Source organism: Rhizobium sp. MHM7A (assembly GCF_005862215.1).
Taxonomy (GTDB): Bacteria; Pseudomonadota; Alphaproteobacteria; order Rhizobiales; family Rhizobiaceae; genus Rhizobium; species Rhizobium bangladeshense.
The window spans coordinates 210167-227975 of sequence record NZ_VCHT01000009.1; the positions used below are offsets into that span (position 1 = coordinate 210167).

15 protein-coding genes are annotated in these 17809 nt (G+C 61.2%); 3 read left to right on the forward strand and 12 right to left on the reverse strand.

Annotated elements, in window-relative coordinates:
* Positions 1 to 2: 2 nt before the first annotated feature.
* Positions 3 to 848 (reverse strand): ABC transporter ATP-binding protein, encoded by an 846-nt coding sequence (locus tag FFR93_RS26290; RefSeq protein WP_138395314.1) that lies wholly within the window; start codon positions 846 to 848, stop codon positions 3 to 5.
* 1 nt (position 849) lies between these two features.
* On the reverse strand, positions 850 to 2034 hold the full coding sequence (locus FFR93_RS26295) for an MlaE family lipid ABC transporter permease subunit (protein ID WP_138395382.1): 1185 nt from the start codon (positions 2032 to 2034) through the stop codon (positions 850 to 852).
* An 83-nt stretch (positions 2035 to 2117) separates the two neighbouring features.
* Here FFR93_RS26295 and dgcA point away from each other — a divergent pair, with 83 nt between their 5' ends.
* Entirely contained in the window at positions 2118 to 3101 is a 984-nt protein-coding gene (dgcA, locus tag FFR93_RS26300; RefSeq protein WP_138395315.1) for an N-acetyl-D-Glu racemase DgcA, read from the forward strand.
* Here the strand turns inward: dgcA and FFR93_RS26305 are convergent.
* Positions 3053 to 4270: an MFS transporter gene (locus tag FFR93_RS26305; protein ID WP_138395316.1), complete on the reverse strand. Its 1218-nt coding sequence runs from the start codon at positions 4268 to 4270 to the stop codon at positions 3053 to 3055. The two genes, dgcA and FFR93_RS26305, sit on opposite strands and share 49 nt — an antisense overlap.
* A gap of 164 nt (positions 4271 to 4434) precedes the next feature.
* Complete coding sequence (locus FFR93_RS26310) at positions 4435 to 5277, reverse strand: UDP-2,3-diacylglucosamine diphosphatase (protein ID WP_138395317.1); 843 nt, start codon at positions 5275 to 5277, stop codon at positions 4435 to 4437.
* Between the two features lie 173 nt (positions 5278 to 5450).
* Here FFR93_RS26310 and FFR93_RS26315 point away from each other — a divergent pair, with 173 nt between their 5' ends.
* Positions 5451 to 6200: a phosphoglycerate mutase family protein gene (locus tag FFR93_RS26315; RefSeq protein WP_138395383.1), complete on the forward strand. Its 750-nt coding sequence runs from the start codon at positions 5451 to 5453 to the stop codon at positions 6198 to 6200.
* Positions 6201 to 6313: 113 nt separating this feature from the next.
* Here the strand turns inward: FFR93_RS26315 and FFR93_RS26320 are convergent, their stop codons facing one another.
* Positions 6314 to 7753 carry an FAD-binding oxidoreductase gene (locus tag FFR93_RS26320; protein WP_138395318.1) on the reverse strand — a complete coding sequence of 480 codons (1440 nt, stop codon included), beginning with the start codon at positions 7751 to 7753 and terminating at the stop codon, positions 6314 to 6316.
* A gap of 236 nt (positions 7754 to 7989) precedes the next feature.
* On the opposite strand from FFR93_RS26320, the gene FFR93_RS26325 reads away from it, so the two are divergent.
* Complete coding sequence (locus tag FFR93_RS26325) at positions 7990 to 10302, forward strand: NADP-dependent malic enzyme (protein ID WP_064705157.1); 2313 nt, start codon at positions 7990 to 7992, stop codon at positions 10300 to 10302.
* Between the two features lie 224 nt (positions 10303 to 10526).
* On the opposite strand, the gene FFR93_RS26330 is transcribed toward FFR93_RS26325, so the two are convergent.
* From FFR93_RS26330 to FFR93_RS26360, 7 genes are all read right to left on the reverse strand, one after another.
* Positions 10527 to 11384: a transporter substrate-binding domain-containing protein gene (locus FFR93_RS26330; RefSeq protein ID WP_138395319.1), complete on the reverse strand. Its 858-nt coding sequence runs from the start codon at positions 11382 to 11384 to the stop codon at positions 10527 to 10529.
* 30 nt (positions 11385 to 11414) lie between these two features.
* On the reverse strand, positions 11415 to 12182 hold the full coding sequence (locus FFR93_RS26335; protein ID WP_138395320.1) for an ATP-binding cassette domain-containing protein: 768 nt from the start codon (positions 12180 to 12182) through the stop codon (positions 11415 to 11417).
* Positions 12179 to 12919: an ABC transporter permease gene (locus tag FFR93_RS26340; RefSeq protein ID WP_138395321.1), complete on the reverse strand. Its 741-nt coding sequence runs from the start codon at positions 12917 to 12919 to the stop codon at positions 12179 to 12181. The genes FFR93_RS26335 and FFR93_RS26340 overlap by 4 nt, the downstream gene beginning before the upstream one ends.
* Positions 12919 to 13638 carry an ABC transporter permease subunit gene (locus FFR93_RS26345; RefSeq protein WP_138395322.1) on the reverse strand — a complete coding sequence of 240 codons (720 nt, stop codon included), beginning with the start codon at positions 13636 to 13638 and terminating at the stop codon, positions 12919 to 12921. The genes FFR93_RS26340 and FFR93_RS26345 overlap by 1 nt, the downstream gene beginning before the upstream one ends.
* Before the next feature lie 80 nt (positions 13639 to 13718).
* Positions 13719 to 14573: a transporter substrate-binding domain-containing protein gene (locus FFR93_RS26350; protein WP_064705161.1), complete on the reverse strand. Its 855-nt coding sequence runs from the start codon at positions 14571 to 14573 to the stop codon at positions 13719 to 13721.
* 59 nt (positions 14574 to 14632) lie between these two features.
* The gene (locus FFR93_RS26355; protein ID WP_138395323.1) at positions 14633 to 16303 is read right to left on the reverse strand and encodes a M28 family peptidase; all 1671 of its coding nucleotides are present in this window, start codon (positions 16301 to 16303) and stop codon (positions 14633 to 14635) included.
* Complete coding sequence (locus tag FFR93_RS26360; RefSeq protein WP_138395324.1) at positions 16296 to 17720, reverse strand: M20 family metallopeptidase; 1425 nt, start codon at positions 17718 to 17720, stop codon at positions 16296 to 16298. Before FFR93_RS26360 ends, FFR93_RS26355 begins: the two co-directional genes overlap by 8 nt.
* Positions 17721 to 17809 lie beyond the last annotated feature (89 nt).

Here is a 17809-nt window from a genome sequence, read left to right on the forward strand (position 1 = left end):
GGTCACTTCCCGCCGCTGCCGCTGCCGTGCCGCGCGCCACTGTCCTGCGGCACGATCGATCGTGCTCGCTTACCCTTGAAATAGGCCTGCACCCACGGATCGTCATAGGCCAGCATGTCGTCGATCGTGCCTTCCACCATTACCCGCTTCTTTCCGAGCACGGCAATACGGTCACAAACCGAAAACAGGCTGTCGAGATCGTGCGTCACCATATAGACGGTCAGCCCGAGACTATCGCGCAGATTGGCGATGAGTTCGTCGAACTCGGCCGCTCCGATCGGATCGAGACCTGAAGTCGGTTCGTCCAGAAAGACGAGCTCGGGATCGAGCGCCAACGCACGGGCAAGCGCGGCACGCTTGATCATGCCGCCCGAAAGCTCGGACGGATATTTGTCGGCCGCATCGGCGGCAAGCCCGACCATGCGGATCTTCAGGTGCGCCAGCTCATCCATCAGCGAGCGCGGCAAATCGAGATATTCTCGCATCGGCACCTGGATGTTTTCCTTGACGGTCAACGACGAAAACAATGCACCCTGCTGGAAGAGCACGCCGAGCCGCATGTCGAGCGCGTTGCGCTGCGGCTCGTTGAGCTCGTCGAAGTCCTGGCCGAGGATCTTTATCGTGCCGGAGCGGCGCGGCAGCAGCCTTAGCACCGTGCGCATCAGCACCGACTTGCCGGTGCCCGACGCGCCAACGAAGCCGAGGATCTCGCCGCGATAAATATCAAGGTTCAGATTGTCGAGCACCACCTTCGAACCGAAAGCAACGGTGACGTCGCGCGCAGAAAGCACGATATCCCTGCCCTGTCCTTCGCTTTCGATCCGTTGCTCGTTCACGCGGTCCGCCATACTAGAAGTTGATCGCTGCATAGAACATCGCAAAAAGTCCGTCCATCAGGATGACGACGAAAATCGCCTTCACCACCGAGGCCGTCACGTGCTGACCGAGTGATTCCGCGCTGCCGCCAACCTTCAGCCCTTCCACGGCGGCGACGATGCCGATGACGAGTGCCATGAATGGCGCCTTGATCATGCCCGACAGCACGGTCGACAGCGTCACGGCCTCGTGCAGGCGCGCCAGGAAATTGGCGAAAGTGATGCCGGAATAGCCCCAGGCGACGGCGGCTGCCCCCGCCAGCGAGGCGAAATTCGCCAATACCGTCAGCAGCGGCAGCGCGATGGTGAGCGCCACCAGCCGGGGAAAGATCAGCACGCCGATCGGGTTAAGCCCCATCACCTTCAGCGCATCGATCTCCTCACGCATCTTCATCGAGCCGATCTCGGCCGTGATCGCGCTGCCGGAGCGGCCGGCAATCATGATAGAGGTCAGGAGCACGCCGATTTCGCGCAGCTGCAGAATGCCGACGAGATCGACGACGAAGACCTCCGCCCCAAAATAACGCAGCTGGAAGGCGCCCTGCTGGGCGATGATCGCTCCGATCAGAAACGACATCAGCAGGATGATCGGAACAGCGCGCACACCCATGTGGTCGATCTGGTTGACGATCGAGGCTGGCGAAACGCCGCTACCGCGGCCGAGCTTCATTTGCGCGCCGCGCACCGCCGAGCCGAGAATATACATCGAGGCGGCAAGATTATCCCAGATGTCATAGGTCATTTTGCCGATGGGCGCCAATATGCGCGCGGCAAGCGAGACCTTTTCCTTCTGTTCCGGCTCCGCTTTGGCCGGTTCCTCGGAAAACATCTCCAGCATTTCGTCGATATGCGGATTGGTGCCGACGAAGCGCACTGTGCGTCCGGCCGCTTCCTCTTCCTTCTTCAGCCGGCACAGCAACCAGATGCCGGCGGTATCGATGTCTGATAAGTCAGAGAGGTCGAGCGTCAAGTCGCCGTTCTTCTCTCGCCGAAGCTTTTCGAAGTCGCGCAGCACAAGATGCACATAGGCGCTGCGCCAATTGCCGCTGAGACGAACGTGCTGCCCCGAACCATCTGACCGGTCGTCCACTTGCAGCGAGGCGGCGTTGCGATTCTCGGCGTTCAAGATACTTGTGTCTTTCAAGGCTTGCGGCGACATTGCCGACTCGCGAAGCGGATCGCCGCCCGGCGCGTCAATATACAGAAGCAACGTCCGATTTCTATGCTTGCAGGATAGCAATAATGCCGCGCACCCTCGATATCCAGATGAATTCCTTTCCGATTGCCGGAACGTTCACCATCTCCCGCGGGGCAAAGACGGAGGCCGAGGTCGTTACATGCACAGTCACAGAAGAAGGCGCGAAAGGACACGGCGAATGTGTGCCCTACCGCCGTTACGGTGAGACCATGGAGAGCGTCTTCGCACAGATCGAGGCAGCGCGCCCGCTGGTTGAATCCGGCATTTCGCGCGACGATCTGTTGTCGGCGATGCCGCGGGGTGCGGCGCGCAACGCCGTCGATTGCGCTCTCTGGGATCTCGAAGCAAAACGGACGGGCCAAGCTGTCGCAGCCCGCCTCGGCCTCACTGCGCTGAAGCCGCTCACGACAGCCTACACCATATCGCTTGGCGAGCCGGAGGTGATGGCCGCCCAAGCGCGCGAACATGCCGATCGCGCTTTGCTCAAGGTCAAAGTGGGAACCGGTGATGATGAAAGCCGCATCCGCGCCGTCCGTGCGGCCGCACCCGATGCTGCAATCGTTCTCGACGCCAATGAGGGCTGGCCCGAGGCGGTGCTGGAACGTCACCTGCAGATCGCCGCAGAGGCCGGTGTTGCCCTTGTCGAGCAACCGCTGCCCGCAGGTCGGGATGCGCTGCTTGCCGAAATTCGCCGTCCGCTGCTGGTCTGCGCCGACGAGAGCGTCCATCACACCGGCGATCTCGCAAGCCTTGCCGACCGCTATGACGCCATCAACATCAAGCTCGACAAGACAGGCGGCCTCACCGAGGCCTTGGCGATGAAGGCCGAAGCCGAGAGGCTCGGCTTTTCGATCATGATCGGCTGCATGGTCGGCACTTCGCTTGCCATGGCGCCGGCCGTGCTGCTCGCGCAAAATGCCGATTTCGTCGATCTTGACGGCCCTCTGCTGCTCGCGCGCGATCGCGAGCCCGGCCTGCGCTACGCCGCTTCCCTGGTCTTTCCGCCGGATAGCGCCCTTTGGGGCTGAAGGTAGTAGGCTGAGATGACGAGCCCAAGGCCGGAAAGCGCCACGAGCGCCATGACGTAATAGCTGACGAGGCCGAGCCAAGCGTAGAGATAGCCGGAAGCAATAGTCATCAAACCCATCGCCATGCCGACATAAAAGAAATAGGCGCCCTGCGCCGAGGCCTCCTGCGTCTCCTGCACCGTCGCCACGATCCGCCGCTGCACGCCGGTATGCACAAAGGCATAAGTGAAGCCGTGGAAGCATTGCAGCAGGAAGAAGCCGGCAAAGCCTGTATCCATGGGAAACAGGATCCAGCGGCAGACGCTTACTGCGCAGCCGAAGCGGATCAGCGTCCAGGCGTTGAAGCGTCGGTTGAGACGCTTCGACAGGAAGAAGACCGTCACCTCCGACGCAACGCCGGCGCTCCAGAGGAGGCCGACTTCAGTGCCGGAAAAGCCGAGCTGATGCCAGTAGATGGAGGAAAAGGCATTCAGCACCGCATGGCTTGACTGCTGAATGGCGACGCCGATCAGGAGCATCAGCAAATGTGGTTCGCGCAGACCTCGGCCAGTCGCGGCCGGAAGATCGATCGGCTGACCGCGCCGCCGCGTCGGCCCGATCCGCGGACAGAAGATCGCCATGACCACCGTCATCGTAAAGCCGAATATCATGACGACGAGCACCATCCCGCCGCCCCACCAGCCGATCAGCTGGCCGCCGAGAAGCGTCGAGATGATGAAGGCGATCGAGCCCCATACCCGCATCGAGCCATAGTCGAGTCCCCAGCGGCGAACGCCCGAAATGACGATCGATTCGACCACGGGCAGATAGGGTGCGAAGGTAGCGCCCTGCAGCGCGAAGACGATCGTCACCGGCCAGAAGCTCGTCGTCCAATAAAGCGCGATCGCCGTCAGGAGCGACAAGCCGCCCGACCAGAGCAGCACGTCGGCGCGCTCCGCCATGCGGTCAGCGATCATGGCGACGACGGGCGCGACCAGGACCCGAACCACCATCGGTATGGCAAGGATAATGCCGATTTCATGATCGCTGAAGCTGTGAGTTTCCAGCCATACGGGGAAGAACGGCAGCACGATGCCGTTGACGAGCAGCGGCGCGCAATAGGACAGCGCGCTGAGCAGCCGGAAGCGCGGCGGCGCGCCCTCACCCTGGGAATGTTGAGCGGGAATCATAGGTGGACCTGCAGGAAACTGGACGTTGTCCTAACACACCACCCCGGAAGGGACTATTGCGAGAAATAGCCGTCCGAAAACGTTTTAAGAAATAAATTGGGCCTGTCACCTCGCGGTAACGGCTAAACTGCTGGAGAGCCGCCGCGGCTGCGACGGCGCAAAAATCACGCCGCCTGCGGGGCGAGTTCCGCCTCTTCGGAACGCTCGACGGCGGCAAGCGCCGGTACGGCGCTGGTGAGTGCCCGCCAAGTGATCAGTTCGAAGGTGCCGTCCGCATGTTCGGCGACCGCCGTGCAGCTTTCCACCCAGTCGCCGGTGTTGATGTAGCGTATGCCGTCCATATCCTGGATGACGGCGTGGTGGATGTGGCCGCAGATCACGCCCTCGGCGCCGCTCTTGCGAGCCTCCTCGGCCACGACGCGCTCGAACTCGCCGATGAAATTGACCGCGTGCTTGACCTGCAGCTTTGCCCAGGCGGAAAACGACCAGTAGGGCATGCCGAGGCGGCGGCGTACGGCCGCGAGCAGGATATTGATGCGGATTGCCGTATCATAGGCCCAGTCGCCGAGATAGGCGAGCAGACGGGCGTTGCGGACGACGACATCGAACTCGTCGCCGTGCAGGATCAGGTATTTCTTGCCGTCCGCACCGTCATGCATCATGCGCTCGACGACCTCGATGCCGCCGAAATGCATGCCCGGAAAGTCGCGCAGAAATTCGTCGTGATTGCCTGGAATATAGACGACGCGGGTGCCCTTGCGCGCCTTGCGCAACAGCTTCTGGACGACGTCGTTGCAGACCTGCGGCCAGTACCAGCTGCGTTTCAGCCGCCATCCGTCGACGATGTCGCCGACGAGGACGATCGTATCTGCCTCGTGGTAGCGCAGGAAATCCAGCAGAAAATCGGCCTTCGCGGCCTTCGAGCCGAGATGGACATCGGAAATGAAGAGCGTGCGGAAATGTCTGGGTTCCATCATGTCTATCACGAGCTGCCGCTCATGCCCCATCTTTCATCTAGCCTTCCAAAACCAGACTCGTGTTTCAGGAAGATGACAAGGTGGGGAAAAGCCTCGCAAAGCCGTTCATTGCGCGAGCGCTATCGTCCGCCGGCAATGTTGCCCTGTTCATCCGGCACGTTCATGATGATGGCGATTCCACATTCGACACTGCGGGTTGGCTGATGCGTCTCTTCCTTGTTCGTCACGGCGAATCCCTTGGCAACATCAACGAGCAGGCCTACCGCCAATTCGGCGATCACAATGTGCCGCTGACGCAGTGGGGCTACCGGCAGGCGTCAGAGGCTGGCAGTGCGATTGCTTCCTTCCTGAGAGCATTGCCGAGCGCACGTCGAGGCAAGCTCCACATCTGGTATTCCCCGTTTTTAAGGACACGCCAGAGCAAGGATGCGCTGCTCGAAGCCCTGCCGGAAAGCTTTGTCGGCGACATCAGGGAAGATTATCTCCTCCGCGAGCAGGATTTCGGTCTCTTTACCGAGATCTATGATCACGCGGAGCGGAAGCAGAAATTCCCCGAGGAATTCGAAAAATGGGCAAGACTGCGCAATAACAGCGGGAAATTCTACGCGCGGCCGCCGGACGGCGAAAGCCGGGCGGACGTGGCGCAGCGGGTACGTCTCTTTCTCCAGACGGTCATGCGCGACGCCGAACATGACGACCACAACGTAGCGATCGTCGGCCATGGCGTCACCAACCGCGCGGTGGAAATGAATTTTCTCCACCATTCGGTCGACTGGTTCGAGCGCTCCGACAATCCCGGAAACGCCGACGTCACGCTGATCGAGGGAACCCGCTCCCACGGCTACCAATCAATCCTGCTGCACCAGGCCTGCGACCGGGAGCCGGGACAGGAGAGCGAATTGCGCGATGCCTATGGCGCTGATGTGACGATAACGCCGAAGGGCGGTGGATAAACCCCTCCCCAACGAGGCCGCACCGTCCTTCTCCAATTCATCGTTTCATCCGCGAAAACGTCCATGTCCGCCACGGTCAGCGCCAACTCAACCCCTCCCGCCCTACTTCATCTTCACGCAGCCTGCTCCGCCGCCATCGGCTTCACATTCTGGTTCATCCGGAACAGATTGTTCGGATCGTAGCGCAGCTTGATTTCGGAAAGACGCGCATAATTGGCCCCGTAAGCCATTTCGACCCGGTCGACCTCGTCTTCGGGCATGAAGTTGATATAGGCGGTGCCCACAGCATGCGGCTTGGTGGCTTCGAAGAGTTCACGCGCCCAGCCAATGCAGCCTGCGTCCATCCCGGTTTCCCGCCAGCGCGCGTGCACATTCATGACGAAATGCGAGCTGCGCTGCGGAAATGCGGTGGCTTCGGTCGGCACACGGCCGGCGGCCCCACCGACATGGCCGATGAATATTTCGCATTCGGGTCCTGGCAGTCCGCGCGCGGCGTCCAGAAGCAAGCCGATCGCCGCATCCGAAAGCGACGCGAAGTCCTGGCTCTTCCAGTAGTTGCGCGCCCCTGGTGTCAGCAGCGGATCGAATGCCTGCTGCCAGCCAATAAACGGCATTGGGCCGACGATGTCGGCAATCGGCTTTCCGATCCCACGCAATCTAGCCGCAGCCTTTTCGCCGGCCGCAACGTTTCCGCAATAGCACATGGCGAGCACCACGACCTCCTTGCCGTGCCACTCGGCCGGCAGGAACGGCAGCGGCGGCGCCTGGCGCATCACCACCCAGCAGGTCAGTTCGTCCGGTGCCGCTTCCAGCGCCTGGCGATACTCGCGAAGCACTCTCTCCGCGTCGGCGAAGGGATGTACCACCAATCCGGCGAAAACTTCAGGATGGAGCGGGTTGAGCTGGAATTCGAAGGAGGTGACGACGCCGAAATTGCCGCCGCCGCCGCGCAGTGCCCAGAACAGATCCGGCCTTTCCGTCTCGCTCGCCTTGACCAGCTCGCCATCGGCGGTCACCACATCGACCGAAATCAGATTATCCAGCGTCAGCCCGAATTTGCGGGTTAACCAGCCGAAACCCCCACCGAGCGTCAGGCCGGCAATGCCGGTCGTGGAATTGATGCCGGTCGGCAGCACCAGCCCGAAGGCCAGCATTTCCTTGTCGACGTCGCCGAGCGTGGCGCCTGGCTCGACCCTGGCGCGGCGTGTCTCGATATCTACCCGCACCGATTTCATCGGCGACAGATCGATGACGACACCACCCTCGCAAACCGCATTGCCGGCAATGCCGTGCCCACCGCCGCGCACCGAAACGAGCAGATCGTTGTCGCGCGCAAAGCGCACAGCGCGCACGACATCGGCCGCTCCCGCGCACCGCGCGATCAGGCCCGGCCGGCGATCGATCATTGCGTTCCAGATCGTCCGCGCCTCGTTGTAATCCATGTCTTTGCTGGTCAGGAGACTGCCGCGAAAGCCGGCGGCAAACGCATCCATGGCCACGTCATTGACCATCGTCTGACCCCGTTGCAGGGTCGTCAGGTTCAAATTGTCCATGATTTCCTCCATGCGACCGGCGCCCCGCACCGTCGCGGCCGGCATCTTGCGCTTGCAAGGGGTGTCAAACAAGTTTCCAAAAGGATTAGTACCGGCGATGGCGGTAGATCTGCCGCGTAGTGTCATGGGACACGCCGTCTCGACGAAAACTTCTCCCACCCTCATTTCCATACTGTCCCCACGATCCGATTGATGTATGGAGGGATCTTCAGAAAAAGACGTGCACGGAGGCGGCAATGGATCACCAGGAAAAATCCAAGACGGACAAGAACCTGCCGGGCGGCGATCTCGACGAGCAGGCGCTGTTCTTCCATCGCTACCCCCGCCCCGGCAAGCTGGAGATCCAGGCGACCAAGCCGCTCGGCAACCAGCGCGACCTCGCACTTGCCTATTCGCCGGGCGTCGCCGCTCCCTGCCTCGCCATTCGCGACAATCCTGAAACGGCTGCCGACTACACGTCCCGCGCCAATCTCGTCGCTGTCATTTCCAACGGCACCGCCGTGCTCGGCCTCGGCAATATCGGCCCCCTGGCTTCGAAGCCGGTCATGGAGGGGAAAGCCGTGCTCTTCAAGAAATTCGCCGGCATAGATGTTTTCGACATCGAGATCGACGCCGCAAGCGTCGATCAGATGGTCTCGACGGTTTCGTCGCTGGAGCCGACCTTCGGCGGCATCAACCTCGAAGACATCAAGGCGCCGGAATGTTTCGAGGTCGAGCGGCGCCTGCGCGAGAAGATGAAAATCCCGGTCTTCCACGACGACCAGCACGGCACGGCGATCATCGTCGCCGCTGCGATCCTGAACGGGCTGGAGCTGGCTGGCAAGTCCATCGATAACGTCAAGATCGTCGCCTCGGGCGCGGGGGCCGCGGCGCTGGCCTGCCTCAATCTGCTGGTCACGCTCGGCGCCAAGCGCGAAAACATCTGGGTCCATGACATCGAAGGCCTCGTCTATGAGGGCCGCACCGAGCTGATGGACGAATGGAAGTCCGTTTATGCACAGAAGAGCGACACCCGCACCCTCGCCGAAAATATCGGCGGCGCGGATGTTTTCCTCGGCCTTTCCGCCGCGGGCGTGCTGAAGCCGGAGCTACTGGCGCAGATGGCGGACAAGCCGCTGATCATGGCGCTTGCCAATCCGACGCCGGAGATCATGCCGGATCTCGCCCGCGCCGCCCGTCCGGATGCGATGATCTGCACAGGCCGCTCGGATTTCGCCAACCAGGTCAACAACGTCCTGTGCTTCCCCTATATCTTCCGCGGCGCCCTCGATTGCGGCGCGGAGACGATCAACGAAGAAATGAAGATGGCGGCCGTGCGCGCCATTGCAGCTCTCGCCCGCGAAGAGCCGTCCGACGTCGCCGCCCGCGCCTATTCCGGCGAGACGCCGGTCTTCGGTCCCGATTACCTGATCCCCTCGCCCTTCGATCCGCGCCTCATCCTGCGCATCGCCCCTGCGGTTGCGAAAGCCGCCGAACAGAGCGGTGTGGCCCGCCGCCCGATCCAGGATTTTGACGCCTACCTCGACCAGCTGAATCGCTTCGTCTTCCGCTCCGGCTTCGTCATGAAGCCGATCTTCACTGCGGCAAAGGCCGCGGAGCGCAAACGCGTCATCTTCTCCGAAGGCGAGGACGAGCGTGTGCTGCGCGCCGCTCAGGTGCTGCTTGAGGAAGGCTTGGCCAAACCGATCCTGATCGGCCGTCCGCAGGTCATCGAGACGCGTCTCAAGCGCTACGGTCTGCGCATCCGCCCGCTGCAGGATTTCGAGGTCATCAATCCGGAAGACGATCCGCGATTCCGCGAATATGTCGATCTGTATTTCTCGCTCGTAGGCCGGCGTGGTGTCATCCCGGAAGCCGCCCGCACGATCGTGCGTACCAACACGACCGTCATCGGCGCGCTGGCGCTGAGGCGCGGCGAGGCCGATGCGCTGATCTGCGGCCTCGAAGGCCGCTACGAGAAACACCTGCGCGACGTTCGCCAGATCATTGGCAAGCGAAAGGATGTCCGCGATTTCTCCGCCCTCAGCCTGATGATCTCGCAGCGCGGCGCCACTTTCTTCACCGATACCTATGTCACCTTCAACCCGAGTGCAGAGGAAGTTGCCGAGGCAACCGTGCTTGCGGCGGAGGAAATCCGCCGCTTCGGCATCACTCCGCGCGCCGCCCTCGTCTCACACTCCAACTTCGGTTCACGCGAATCCGAAAGTGCGACAAAGATGCGAAATGCCCTGCAGCTCGTTCGCGAGACCGCACCAGACCTTGAGGTCGACGGCGAAATGCACGGCGAAAGCGCCATCACCGAAGCGCTGCGCAAGCGCGTCATGCCGGATACGACGCTGCACGACGAGGCGAACCTGCTCGTCTTCCCGAATCTCGACGCCGCCAACATCACCTTCGGTGTGGTGAAGTCGATGACCGACGGACTGCATGTCGGCCCGATCCTGCTTGGCACCGCCATGCCCGCTCACATTCTTGCTCCCTCTGTGACTTCGCGCGGTGTCGTCAACATGGCCGCACTCGCCGTCGTCGAGGCATCGCAGCCGGCGTAAAGCGATGTAGGCCCAATTCGCGGCGGTGTTTCGAAGCGAGCGCCGCCGTCGTGAAGAGTAAGCTCGATCCTCGAATCGCTGTGCGATCCGCTGCAACCAGATCCGGCGGCACGCGCCGACTTTCGTTCAGTTGCGCCGGCAAGCTCTTGGAAGCCCTTGAAGCTCAGGGCTTCAAGGGCTTTGTGAAGTCCGCGAACCATGCGCCGAGAGCATCCAGCCGCATTTCACCTCGGCGTAACGTCGAAGCCGAACCACTTCTGCGATAGGTTGACGATGGTGCCGTCCGCCTTGGCTGCTGCGATCGCGTCGTTAAACATGGCTTTCAGGTTCGTATCCTCCTTACGCAAGCCAACCGAGCTGCCTCGCCCGAGCATGCCGCCCTGGAACCGGGGGCCTGTGACGATCAAATCCTCGTTGCCCGGCTTTGCGGCCGCGGTCGAGAGATATGCCATCGAAGCCATGACGAGGTCGACGCGACCGGCCTTCAGATCAAGATCATGCTGTTCCGTCGTCTTGTACTCACGGACATCGACGACACCCTTCAAATATTTGTCGAGGAACGTTGCGGCGATCGATGCTGTCTGCACGCCGATTGTCTTGCCCTTGAGCAACGGTTCTAGCTGCTTCAGCGCGGCGACAGCGCCGGCCTCGTCCGTTGCGAGCGAAAATACCTCACCCTTCAAAGGCAGATTGGCAAGCGGAGAGTCTTTCAATGCAGCAAAAGTCTGGCCCGTCGTGCCGTAGGAATCGCTGAAAGCGATGACCTCCTCGCGCTTAGCAGTTGCAGACATCCCCGAAATGATTACGTCGAATTTGCCAGCATTGAGTGCCGGGATCATGCCGTCGAAAGGCTGAATTACGGTCGTGCATTCGACCTTCATATGGGCGCAAAAATACTTGATCAGCTCGATTTCGTAACCGTCGAGGCTACCGTCGGCCTTGGTGAAGTTCCACGGCCGAAAGGCTCCCTCGGTCGCAATCGTCACATGCGTCCACTTCTTCTCCTCGGCGCGTACCGCCGTCGAAACGGCCAAGGCAGCGATCATAGCGATCGCAGTCATGATTGCAGTCAGGTATTTCATGCTTGAGTTCCCCTTGTTTGAGCTGATGAATCATTGATTGATGAACTGGCGGAAGCGCTCCGACTTCGAGTTCGAGAAGACGTCCTGGGGCTTGCCCTCTTCCTCGACCACACCCTTGTGTAAAAAGACGACACGGCTGGAGACGTCACGGGCGAATCCCATCTCATGTGTGACGACCAGCATGGTGCGTCCTTCCTCGGCCAAGGCGCGCATGACGCGCAGAACCTCCCCTACAAGCTCCGGATCGAGTGCCGATGTCGGCTCATCGAAGAGCATCACCTTTGGATGCATGGCGAGCGCGCGGGCAATGGCGGCGCGCTGCTGCTGGCCACCGGAGAGATGAGCGGGATAGAAATTGCGTTTATCGGCAATGCCGACCTTGGCGAGCAGCGCTTCAGCTTCCTCTATGCATTCGGCGCGCGAGCGGCGCTGAACATGGATGGGCGCCTCGATAAGGTTCTCAAGGACCGTCTTGTGAGACCAGAGGTTGAAGTTCTGGAACACCATTCCAAGCCGGGAGCGGATACGGTCGACCTGCCGTCTATCCGCCGCGCGGTGGGTGCCGGCGGCATTGCGCTGCATCGAGATCGTTTCGCCGGCAACGGTCACTTCACCGGAATCCGGCGTTTCCAGCAGATTGATGCAACGCAGGAACGTCGATTTCCCGGAGCCTGACGAACCGACGATGGAGACGACATCGCCTTCTAAAGCATCAAGGGAGATGCCCCGGATGACATCAACAGGTCCGAAGCTCTTGTGCATGTCGCGCACACTGAGTGCGGTTGGTGTAGCCGTCATCGATGTTCTCCTGCAGGGGTCGCCGTGGCGGCACTCTCTCGGGTGACGGGAAGAGGAGCGCGCAGATGCGGGCTAAGCCTGTATTCGGCCAATTGAATGAGACGCGTCAGCAAGAAATTGAGGGTGAGATAGATGGCTCCGGAGACGAGGAAGACCTCGATTGCCCGATAGGTCTCGGAGATGAGCTTGGCGGCAACACCCGTTACCTCCATCAGCGTAATGATCGAGGCGAGTGACGTCGCCTTGACCATCGATATCATTTCGTTGCCGTATCCGGGCAGTGCTTGGCGGATTGCCAGCGGCAACACGATCCGGCGAAACATCAGGAAGCGATGCATGCCGCAGGCGCGAGCAGCCTCGATTTGACCGTACGGCACCGAGAGCAGCCCGCCGCGAATGATTTCGCTGGCGTAGGCCGCTGTATTCAAGGTCAGCGCCAGTACCGCACACCAGTAAGGATCACGGAGAAACGGCCAGAAGACGCTGTGCCGTATGGCCGGAAACTGGCCAAGCCCGTAATAGATGAGAAATATCTGCACCAACAGCGGCGTGCCGCGGAAGATGAAGACATAGAGCCGTGCGAACCAATCCAGAGCGACGACGCCGGAGAGGCGGGCAAGCGCCAGCAAGAGTGCCAGAATGGCCCCAAGGCAGATCGATGTCACGGCAAGCTCGATCGTCAACGGAATTGCAGAGACCAGGCTCAGAAATGTTTCCTTGAGAAACTGCCAGTCCATCAATCCCTCCTCACGCCGCGCGACAGGCGCCGCTCCGCCTGCTGGATGATGAGGCTCGAAACTGTCGAGATCATCAGGTAGATCGCGCCGGCGATCAGGTAGAAATCGAATGGGAGCCCGGTCGATCCCGCGCCGACCTGGGCCTGGCGCAGGAGTTCGGCAACGCCTGTGATCGATACCAATGCCGACTCCTTCAGGACGACCTGCCAGACATTGCCGAGACCAGGAAGCGCGTGACGCAGCGTCAGCGGCGCAATGATCCGCCGCAGACGAAGCCAGCGCGGCATGCCGCAGGCGATGGCCGCCTCGATCTCACCCGGGTGGACCGCCTTGAACCCGCCTCGCAGCACCTCCGTGAACTGGGCGCCGGAGGTGACGCCCACGGCAAGGGAACCGGCAAGAAAGCCCGGGAAGCCGAGGAAGCCTTCGGCACCGAAAAGTCTGCCGACCGCCGTGACCACGGCGCTGCCGCCGAAATAGAAGAGGTAGATGACCAACAGGTCGGGAATGCCCCGCAGCACGGTCGTATAAGCATCAGCGGTTGCCCGAGCAAAGCCATGACCGGCAATCTTCGCCCATGCCCCAAGCGTCCCGATACAGGCGCCGACGGCATAGCCGGCGATTGCAACGAGGATGGTCATCCACGCTCCGGCCAGAAGAGCATGCCCCCAGCCATCCGGACCGAAGCCGGCGAGCTCAAAAAGACCCGGCTGGCTCATGGCGCCGCCCCGGGAGAGCATATTCTTGCAGCAACTGACATTGTCATAGCCTCAGTTGGCGTGATGCGCCGAAAGGGCGCTTAGCGGACGTCGAACGTCGGTGTCAGGTCGATCTTGCTCCATTTTTCCGAGAGCTGCTTGATCGTGCCATCCTTGGCGGCCTGCCTGATTGCGTCATCGAATTTGGCCTTCAGATCGGTCTCGCCCTTGCGCATGCCGAGTGCGACTTCGGTAGCTAACATCGCGCCTTTCACCAGCGGGCCCGACATCATCAGACCGTCATTGCCAGGCTTGCCGAGCACGGAGGTTCCGTAAACACCGCTGTCGAAACCAGCATCGATGCGCCCAGCCTTCAGATCGAGGTCACGCTCGCCGGAATTTTTGTAGGCGCGCACCGTTACATCGGAGCCGAAATAGGCGTTGATCAACTGCTCTTGGCTAGTCGACTGAACGACGCCGACGGTCCTGCCCTTGAGGGTCTTGCCGATTTCGGCCATCACCGGATCGGCCTTGGACTTGTCGTTCAAATTCAGCCGTTCGCCGGTCATCGGCAGAGAAGACACCGGCCCGTCCCTCAGAAGCAGGAAGCTTGCGACCCCGCTGGCATAAGGTACGGTGAAATCGACCACCTGCTTGCGCTTCTCGTTGATGCCGAGGGTCATCACCAGATCGAACTTGCCGGCATTGAGACTGGGGATCATTGCATTCCATTCGCCGGATATGAGTTCGCAGCCGACTTTGGCGCGCTTGCAGAGGTCGTTGATGAGATCGACATCGAAGCCTGCCAGCTTGCCGCTGGAATCCATGAGGTTCCAGGGTGGAAATGCGCCTTCGATGCCGACCTTGACATGCGTCCAGTCCTTGGCGCCGGTAGCGGACGAAGTCAGGACGGCTATGGCGCCGAACACAGCGGCAAGCAGATTTCTATTCTTCATTTCTGTTCCCCTTTCTCGGCGGCAAAACGACCGCTTGTTTGTTCTGCAGTATGGCTGCGTCAGTCCTCCAAGGCCGCGCGCAAAGCCGCGTTGGCTTCCCTCACCCCATGGACAAGGCGATTTCTAGTCTGGCGGGCATGGACAGCGTAAAAAGCCATATCCGGCGATCCCACGGGCTGCGCCGCCAGCGCTCGCAGCCCGTCCAACGACGGCCAAGCCGGGTGCGGAAGGGCGGGATCATGATGAAAGCGCTCGCCGCTCGTATAATTCAGCGGCACGAGATGGCGACCGGCCCGCATCAGCGATGCGTTCACGCGCGCCGTGTTTGCCGGAGACAGGTCCTTCGTCTCCAATACGGCTTTCGCGCTGTTGCTCAACTCCTCGACTGCGTTTGCGAGAGCCGAAATGTCGACGCGCCCGGAAAGCTCAGCCTGCAGTTTCGCGACCTGATGGCTGAGAGCCTGCGCGTAGACGGTATAGTCAAATGGCAGGAGCGGAGAGGTCAGCAAGCGCCAAAGTACGTCAAGCACGATCCGCGTATCCCGGCTGAGATTGTCAGGATCGATATGCTCTGCCGTGTCATGCGGCGTGTGCCACCACCAACCAAGCGCCGTCAGCGTCTTGGCGGGCCCCGGCGGCTGATGGCTGAGGCTGCCGAACATCGAGGGGATTCCGACACCCCAGAATGACTGATCCGCGGCTCGGCCATGCCGTCTGCCGGCATGCTTTTGTCCGGTTACGCTCTCGATTACATCTAGCGCCAGCGGCCTCAGTTCATCGATGACAGCGGAATTGGTGAGCACGGTTGCGCCCTCGCCGCCCGTGGAGTCGACATTGACATGCACGGCGCAACGGCGATCGAGTTCGTCGAAAAATTCGTCCGCATACCATGCCGAGCCGGAATAGCGGCCGTGCGAATGGCCTGACCAGAAGCAGATGCGCAAGCCGCGTCGCCAATCACCTGCATGAAGGGCCAGCAGGCGCGCCGCCTCCAGCATGGTCGCGTTCGCGCCGCCATTGTCCATGACGCCGAAATGCCAGGTGTCATGATGGCCTGAAAACAGCACGAATGGTTTGTCCTCGCCTGACGGCTGAAGTTCGGCGACAAGCAGCGGCGTCTTGCGCCAGCCGGTATCGACCTCTGCCGTCAGCGTCGCCCGCACCCTTTCGCCGCGCGCGAGCCTTTCGTGCAGGCGCACCCCATCTTCCCGCGCGATGGTGCAGATCACGGTCTTCGGCAGGTGGGCGCGCGTGTGTTGCGATGGGCTGCCCCAGACGGGCGACACGCACATTTCGTAGAGATGCTCATTCGGGCTGACATGAATCTCGCCGACAGCGCCGGCCGCGCTCGCCAATACGGCGACTTCCTCCGTCGCAATTCCGTCGATTAGGACGATCTTGCCGGCCAGGTCCCTGCCAAAAAAATCGGCTTCCTTGCCTTCGCCGACATATGCGAGGTCGCCGCTTATGCCCGCTGTGGAAACCGACATGGAATGGGTAATACAACGGAGACTTTCGCCTTTGACCTCGACCTTCGCAGGACCGGGCAAGCTGATGAAGGCATCATGCGACAGCAACTGCGTCCTGTATCCGTAGCTCTCCATCTGCGCCTGAAGATAATGAAAGCTCTCGAGTTCCTCCGGCGTTCCAGACAATTTCACCCGACGGGCGAACTCGCGGATATGGGCCATCAGGCGTTCAGGATCGGGCTGAAAGTCCGGGTTAGGCATCAGCCTTCTCCGGCAATGGCGGCTCGACGTCATCCGGGATCGGATTGACGAAAGGCGTACGCTCAAGTCGCGCTCTGTGATCGGCTTTGGCAGCTTCGATCAATCGGGGATTACAGATGAGATCGATGGCCGTGCTCGCCATCACCTTGGCGGCGTGTTCGGTTCCCTTGTGTGCAGCCGGCAGTTTGCCTTGCGCAACCAGCTGCCAGGAATGTCCGGGCGTGCCGATGGCATAGGTAGCGCCTCGCATCTGCACGGTTGGCACCACCCAGCTGACGGTTCCGACATCGGTGGAGCCGACCAGTGTGCCGTCACCGGCATTCAAAGGAAATATCTCCTCGCAGAGCGCCTGCCCCTCCTTCGGTTTCAGCGCGAACCGACCATAGGACGCGGCGATATCTTCTGCATTGAAGGTCTGCTGGAACTTGCGGGCTGTCGCCCGGTCGGCATCATCGAATGGGGGCGGGCCAAGCCGCTGCAGATGGGCGAACATGCACTTTTCAAGGGGTGTATTGCCGACGAGATTGGCATCGCCGCTGACGATTTCACTGCGGACGATCGTCTCGGTCATCAGGGCCGCACCTTCGGCAACTTTTTTGACGCGGGCAACCAGAGACAGGAGCTCCGGCAAGGTCCTTGCACGGACGAGATAGCGTACCGTCGCGCGCGCCTGCACGACGTTAGGCGCGCCGCCACCAGCGTCAGTGATGGCGTAGTGGATGCGCGCGGTCGAAGGCATGTGCTCGCGCATATAGTTCACGCCGACATTCATCAACTCCACCGCATCGAGAGCGCTGCGGCCGAGGTGTGGCGTGGCGGAGGCATGCGACGCCCTCCCGGAAAAATGGAAGTTGATCTCATTGCAGGCGAGCGAAATGGGGTTGTTGACGCCGGCAAAGGCTGCGGGATGCCAGGAGATGGCGATATCGACGTCGTCGAAAACGCCGGCGCGCACCATGAAACCCTTCGAAGAGCCGCCTTCCTCGGCTGGGCAGCCGTAATAGCGCACCCTTCCCTTCAAACCACTTTTTGCGAGGAAATCCTTTACCGCGGCGGCAGCGAGCATGGATCCGGCGCCTAGCATATTATGGCCGCAGCCGTGGCCATTGCCGCCGTCGACCAAGGGGCGCTGCTCGGCAATACCGGCCTCCTGGCTCAAACCCGGCAGCGCATCGAACTCGCCAAGGATCGCGATGACCGGGCCACCCTCGCCCGCCTCTCCCATGACCGCCGTCGGCAACCCGGCAATGCCGCGCTCGACACGAAAGCCTTCCCTTTCCAGCATGCGGGCGTGCTCTTCGGCCGAATGATGTTCGAGGTAATTCGTCTCCGGAATATCCCAGATGCGGTCGCTTAACTCGAAGAACGCCGCGCGCTTTCTCTCGACGATTTCCCAAACGGCATCTGAATTCTGCATGGATTTACAATCCGCCTTATAAAGTGGTAATCAAATTGGCGCCAATTTATGCTCCAATTGCATCAGGCGCGCAAGGCATGAGCATGAAT

What these genes read in the sequence shown, in the direction of transcription:
- FFR93_RS26290 (WP_138395314.1), bottom strand. Translation starts at nt 848, where the DNA reads ATGGCGGACCGCGTGAACGAGCAACGGATCGAAAGCGAAGGACAGGGC.
- FFR93_RS26295 (WP_138395382.1), bottom strand. Translation starts at nt 2,034, where the DNA reads ATGTCGCCGCAAGCCTTGAAAGACACAAGTATCTTGAACGCCGAGAAT.
- dgcA (WP_138395315.1), top strand. Translation starts at nt 2,118, where the DNA reads ATGCCGCGCACCCTCGATATCCAGATGAATTCCTTTCCGATTGCCGGA.
- FFR93_RS26305 (WP_138395316.1), bottom strand. Translation starts at nt 4,270, where the DNA reads ATGATTCCCGCTCAACATTCCCAGGGTGAGGGCGCGCCGCCGCGCTTC.
- FFR93_RS26310 (WP_138395317.1), bottom strand. Translation starts at nt 5,277, where the DNA reads ATGGGGCATGAGCGGCAGCTCGTGATAGACATGATGGAACCCAGACAT.
- FFR93_RS26315 (WP_138395383.1), top strand. Translation starts at nt 5,451, where the DNA reads ATGCGTCTCTTCCTTGTTCGTCACGGCGAATCCCTTGGCAACATCAAC.
- FFR93_RS26320 (WP_138395318.1), bottom strand. Translation starts at nt 7,753, where the DNA reads ATGGACAATTTGAACCTGACGACCCTGCAACGGGGTCAGACGATGGTC.
- FFR93_RS26325 (WP_064705157.1), top strand. Translation starts at nt 7,990, where the DNA reads ATGGATCACCAGGAAAAATCCAAGACGGACAAGAACCTGCCGGGCGGC.
- FFR93_RS26330 (WP_138395319.1), bottom strand. Translation starts at nt 11,384, where the DNA reads ATGAAATACCTGACTGCAATCATGACTGCGATCGCTATGATCGCTGCC.
- FFR93_RS26335 (WP_138395320.1), bottom strand. Translation starts at nt 12,182, where the DNA reads ATGACGGCTACACCAACCGCACTCAGTGTGCGCGACATGCACAAGAGC.
- FFR93_RS26340 (WP_138395321.1), bottom strand. Translation starts at nt 12,919, where the DNA reads ATGGACTGGCAGTTTCTCAAGGAAACATTTCTGAGCCTGGTCTCTGCA.
- FFR93_RS26345 (WP_138395322.1), bottom strand. Translation starts at nt 13,638, where the DNA reads ATGAGCCAGCCGGGTCTTTTTGAGCTCGCCGGCTTCGGTCCGGATGGC.
- FFR93_RS26350 (WP_064705161.1), bottom strand. Translation starts at nt 14,573, where the DNA reads ATGAAGAATAGAAATCTGCTTGCCGCTGTGTTCGGCGCCATAGCCGTC.
- FFR93_RS26355 (WP_138395323.1), bottom strand. Translation starts at nt 16,303, where the DNA reads ATGCCTAACCCGGACTTTCAGCCCGATCCTGAACGCCTGATGGCCCAT.
- FFR93_RS26360 (WP_138395324.1), bottom strand. Translation starts at nt 17,720, where the DNA reads ATGCAGAATTCAGATGCCGTTTGGGAAATCGTCGAGAGAAAGCGCGCG.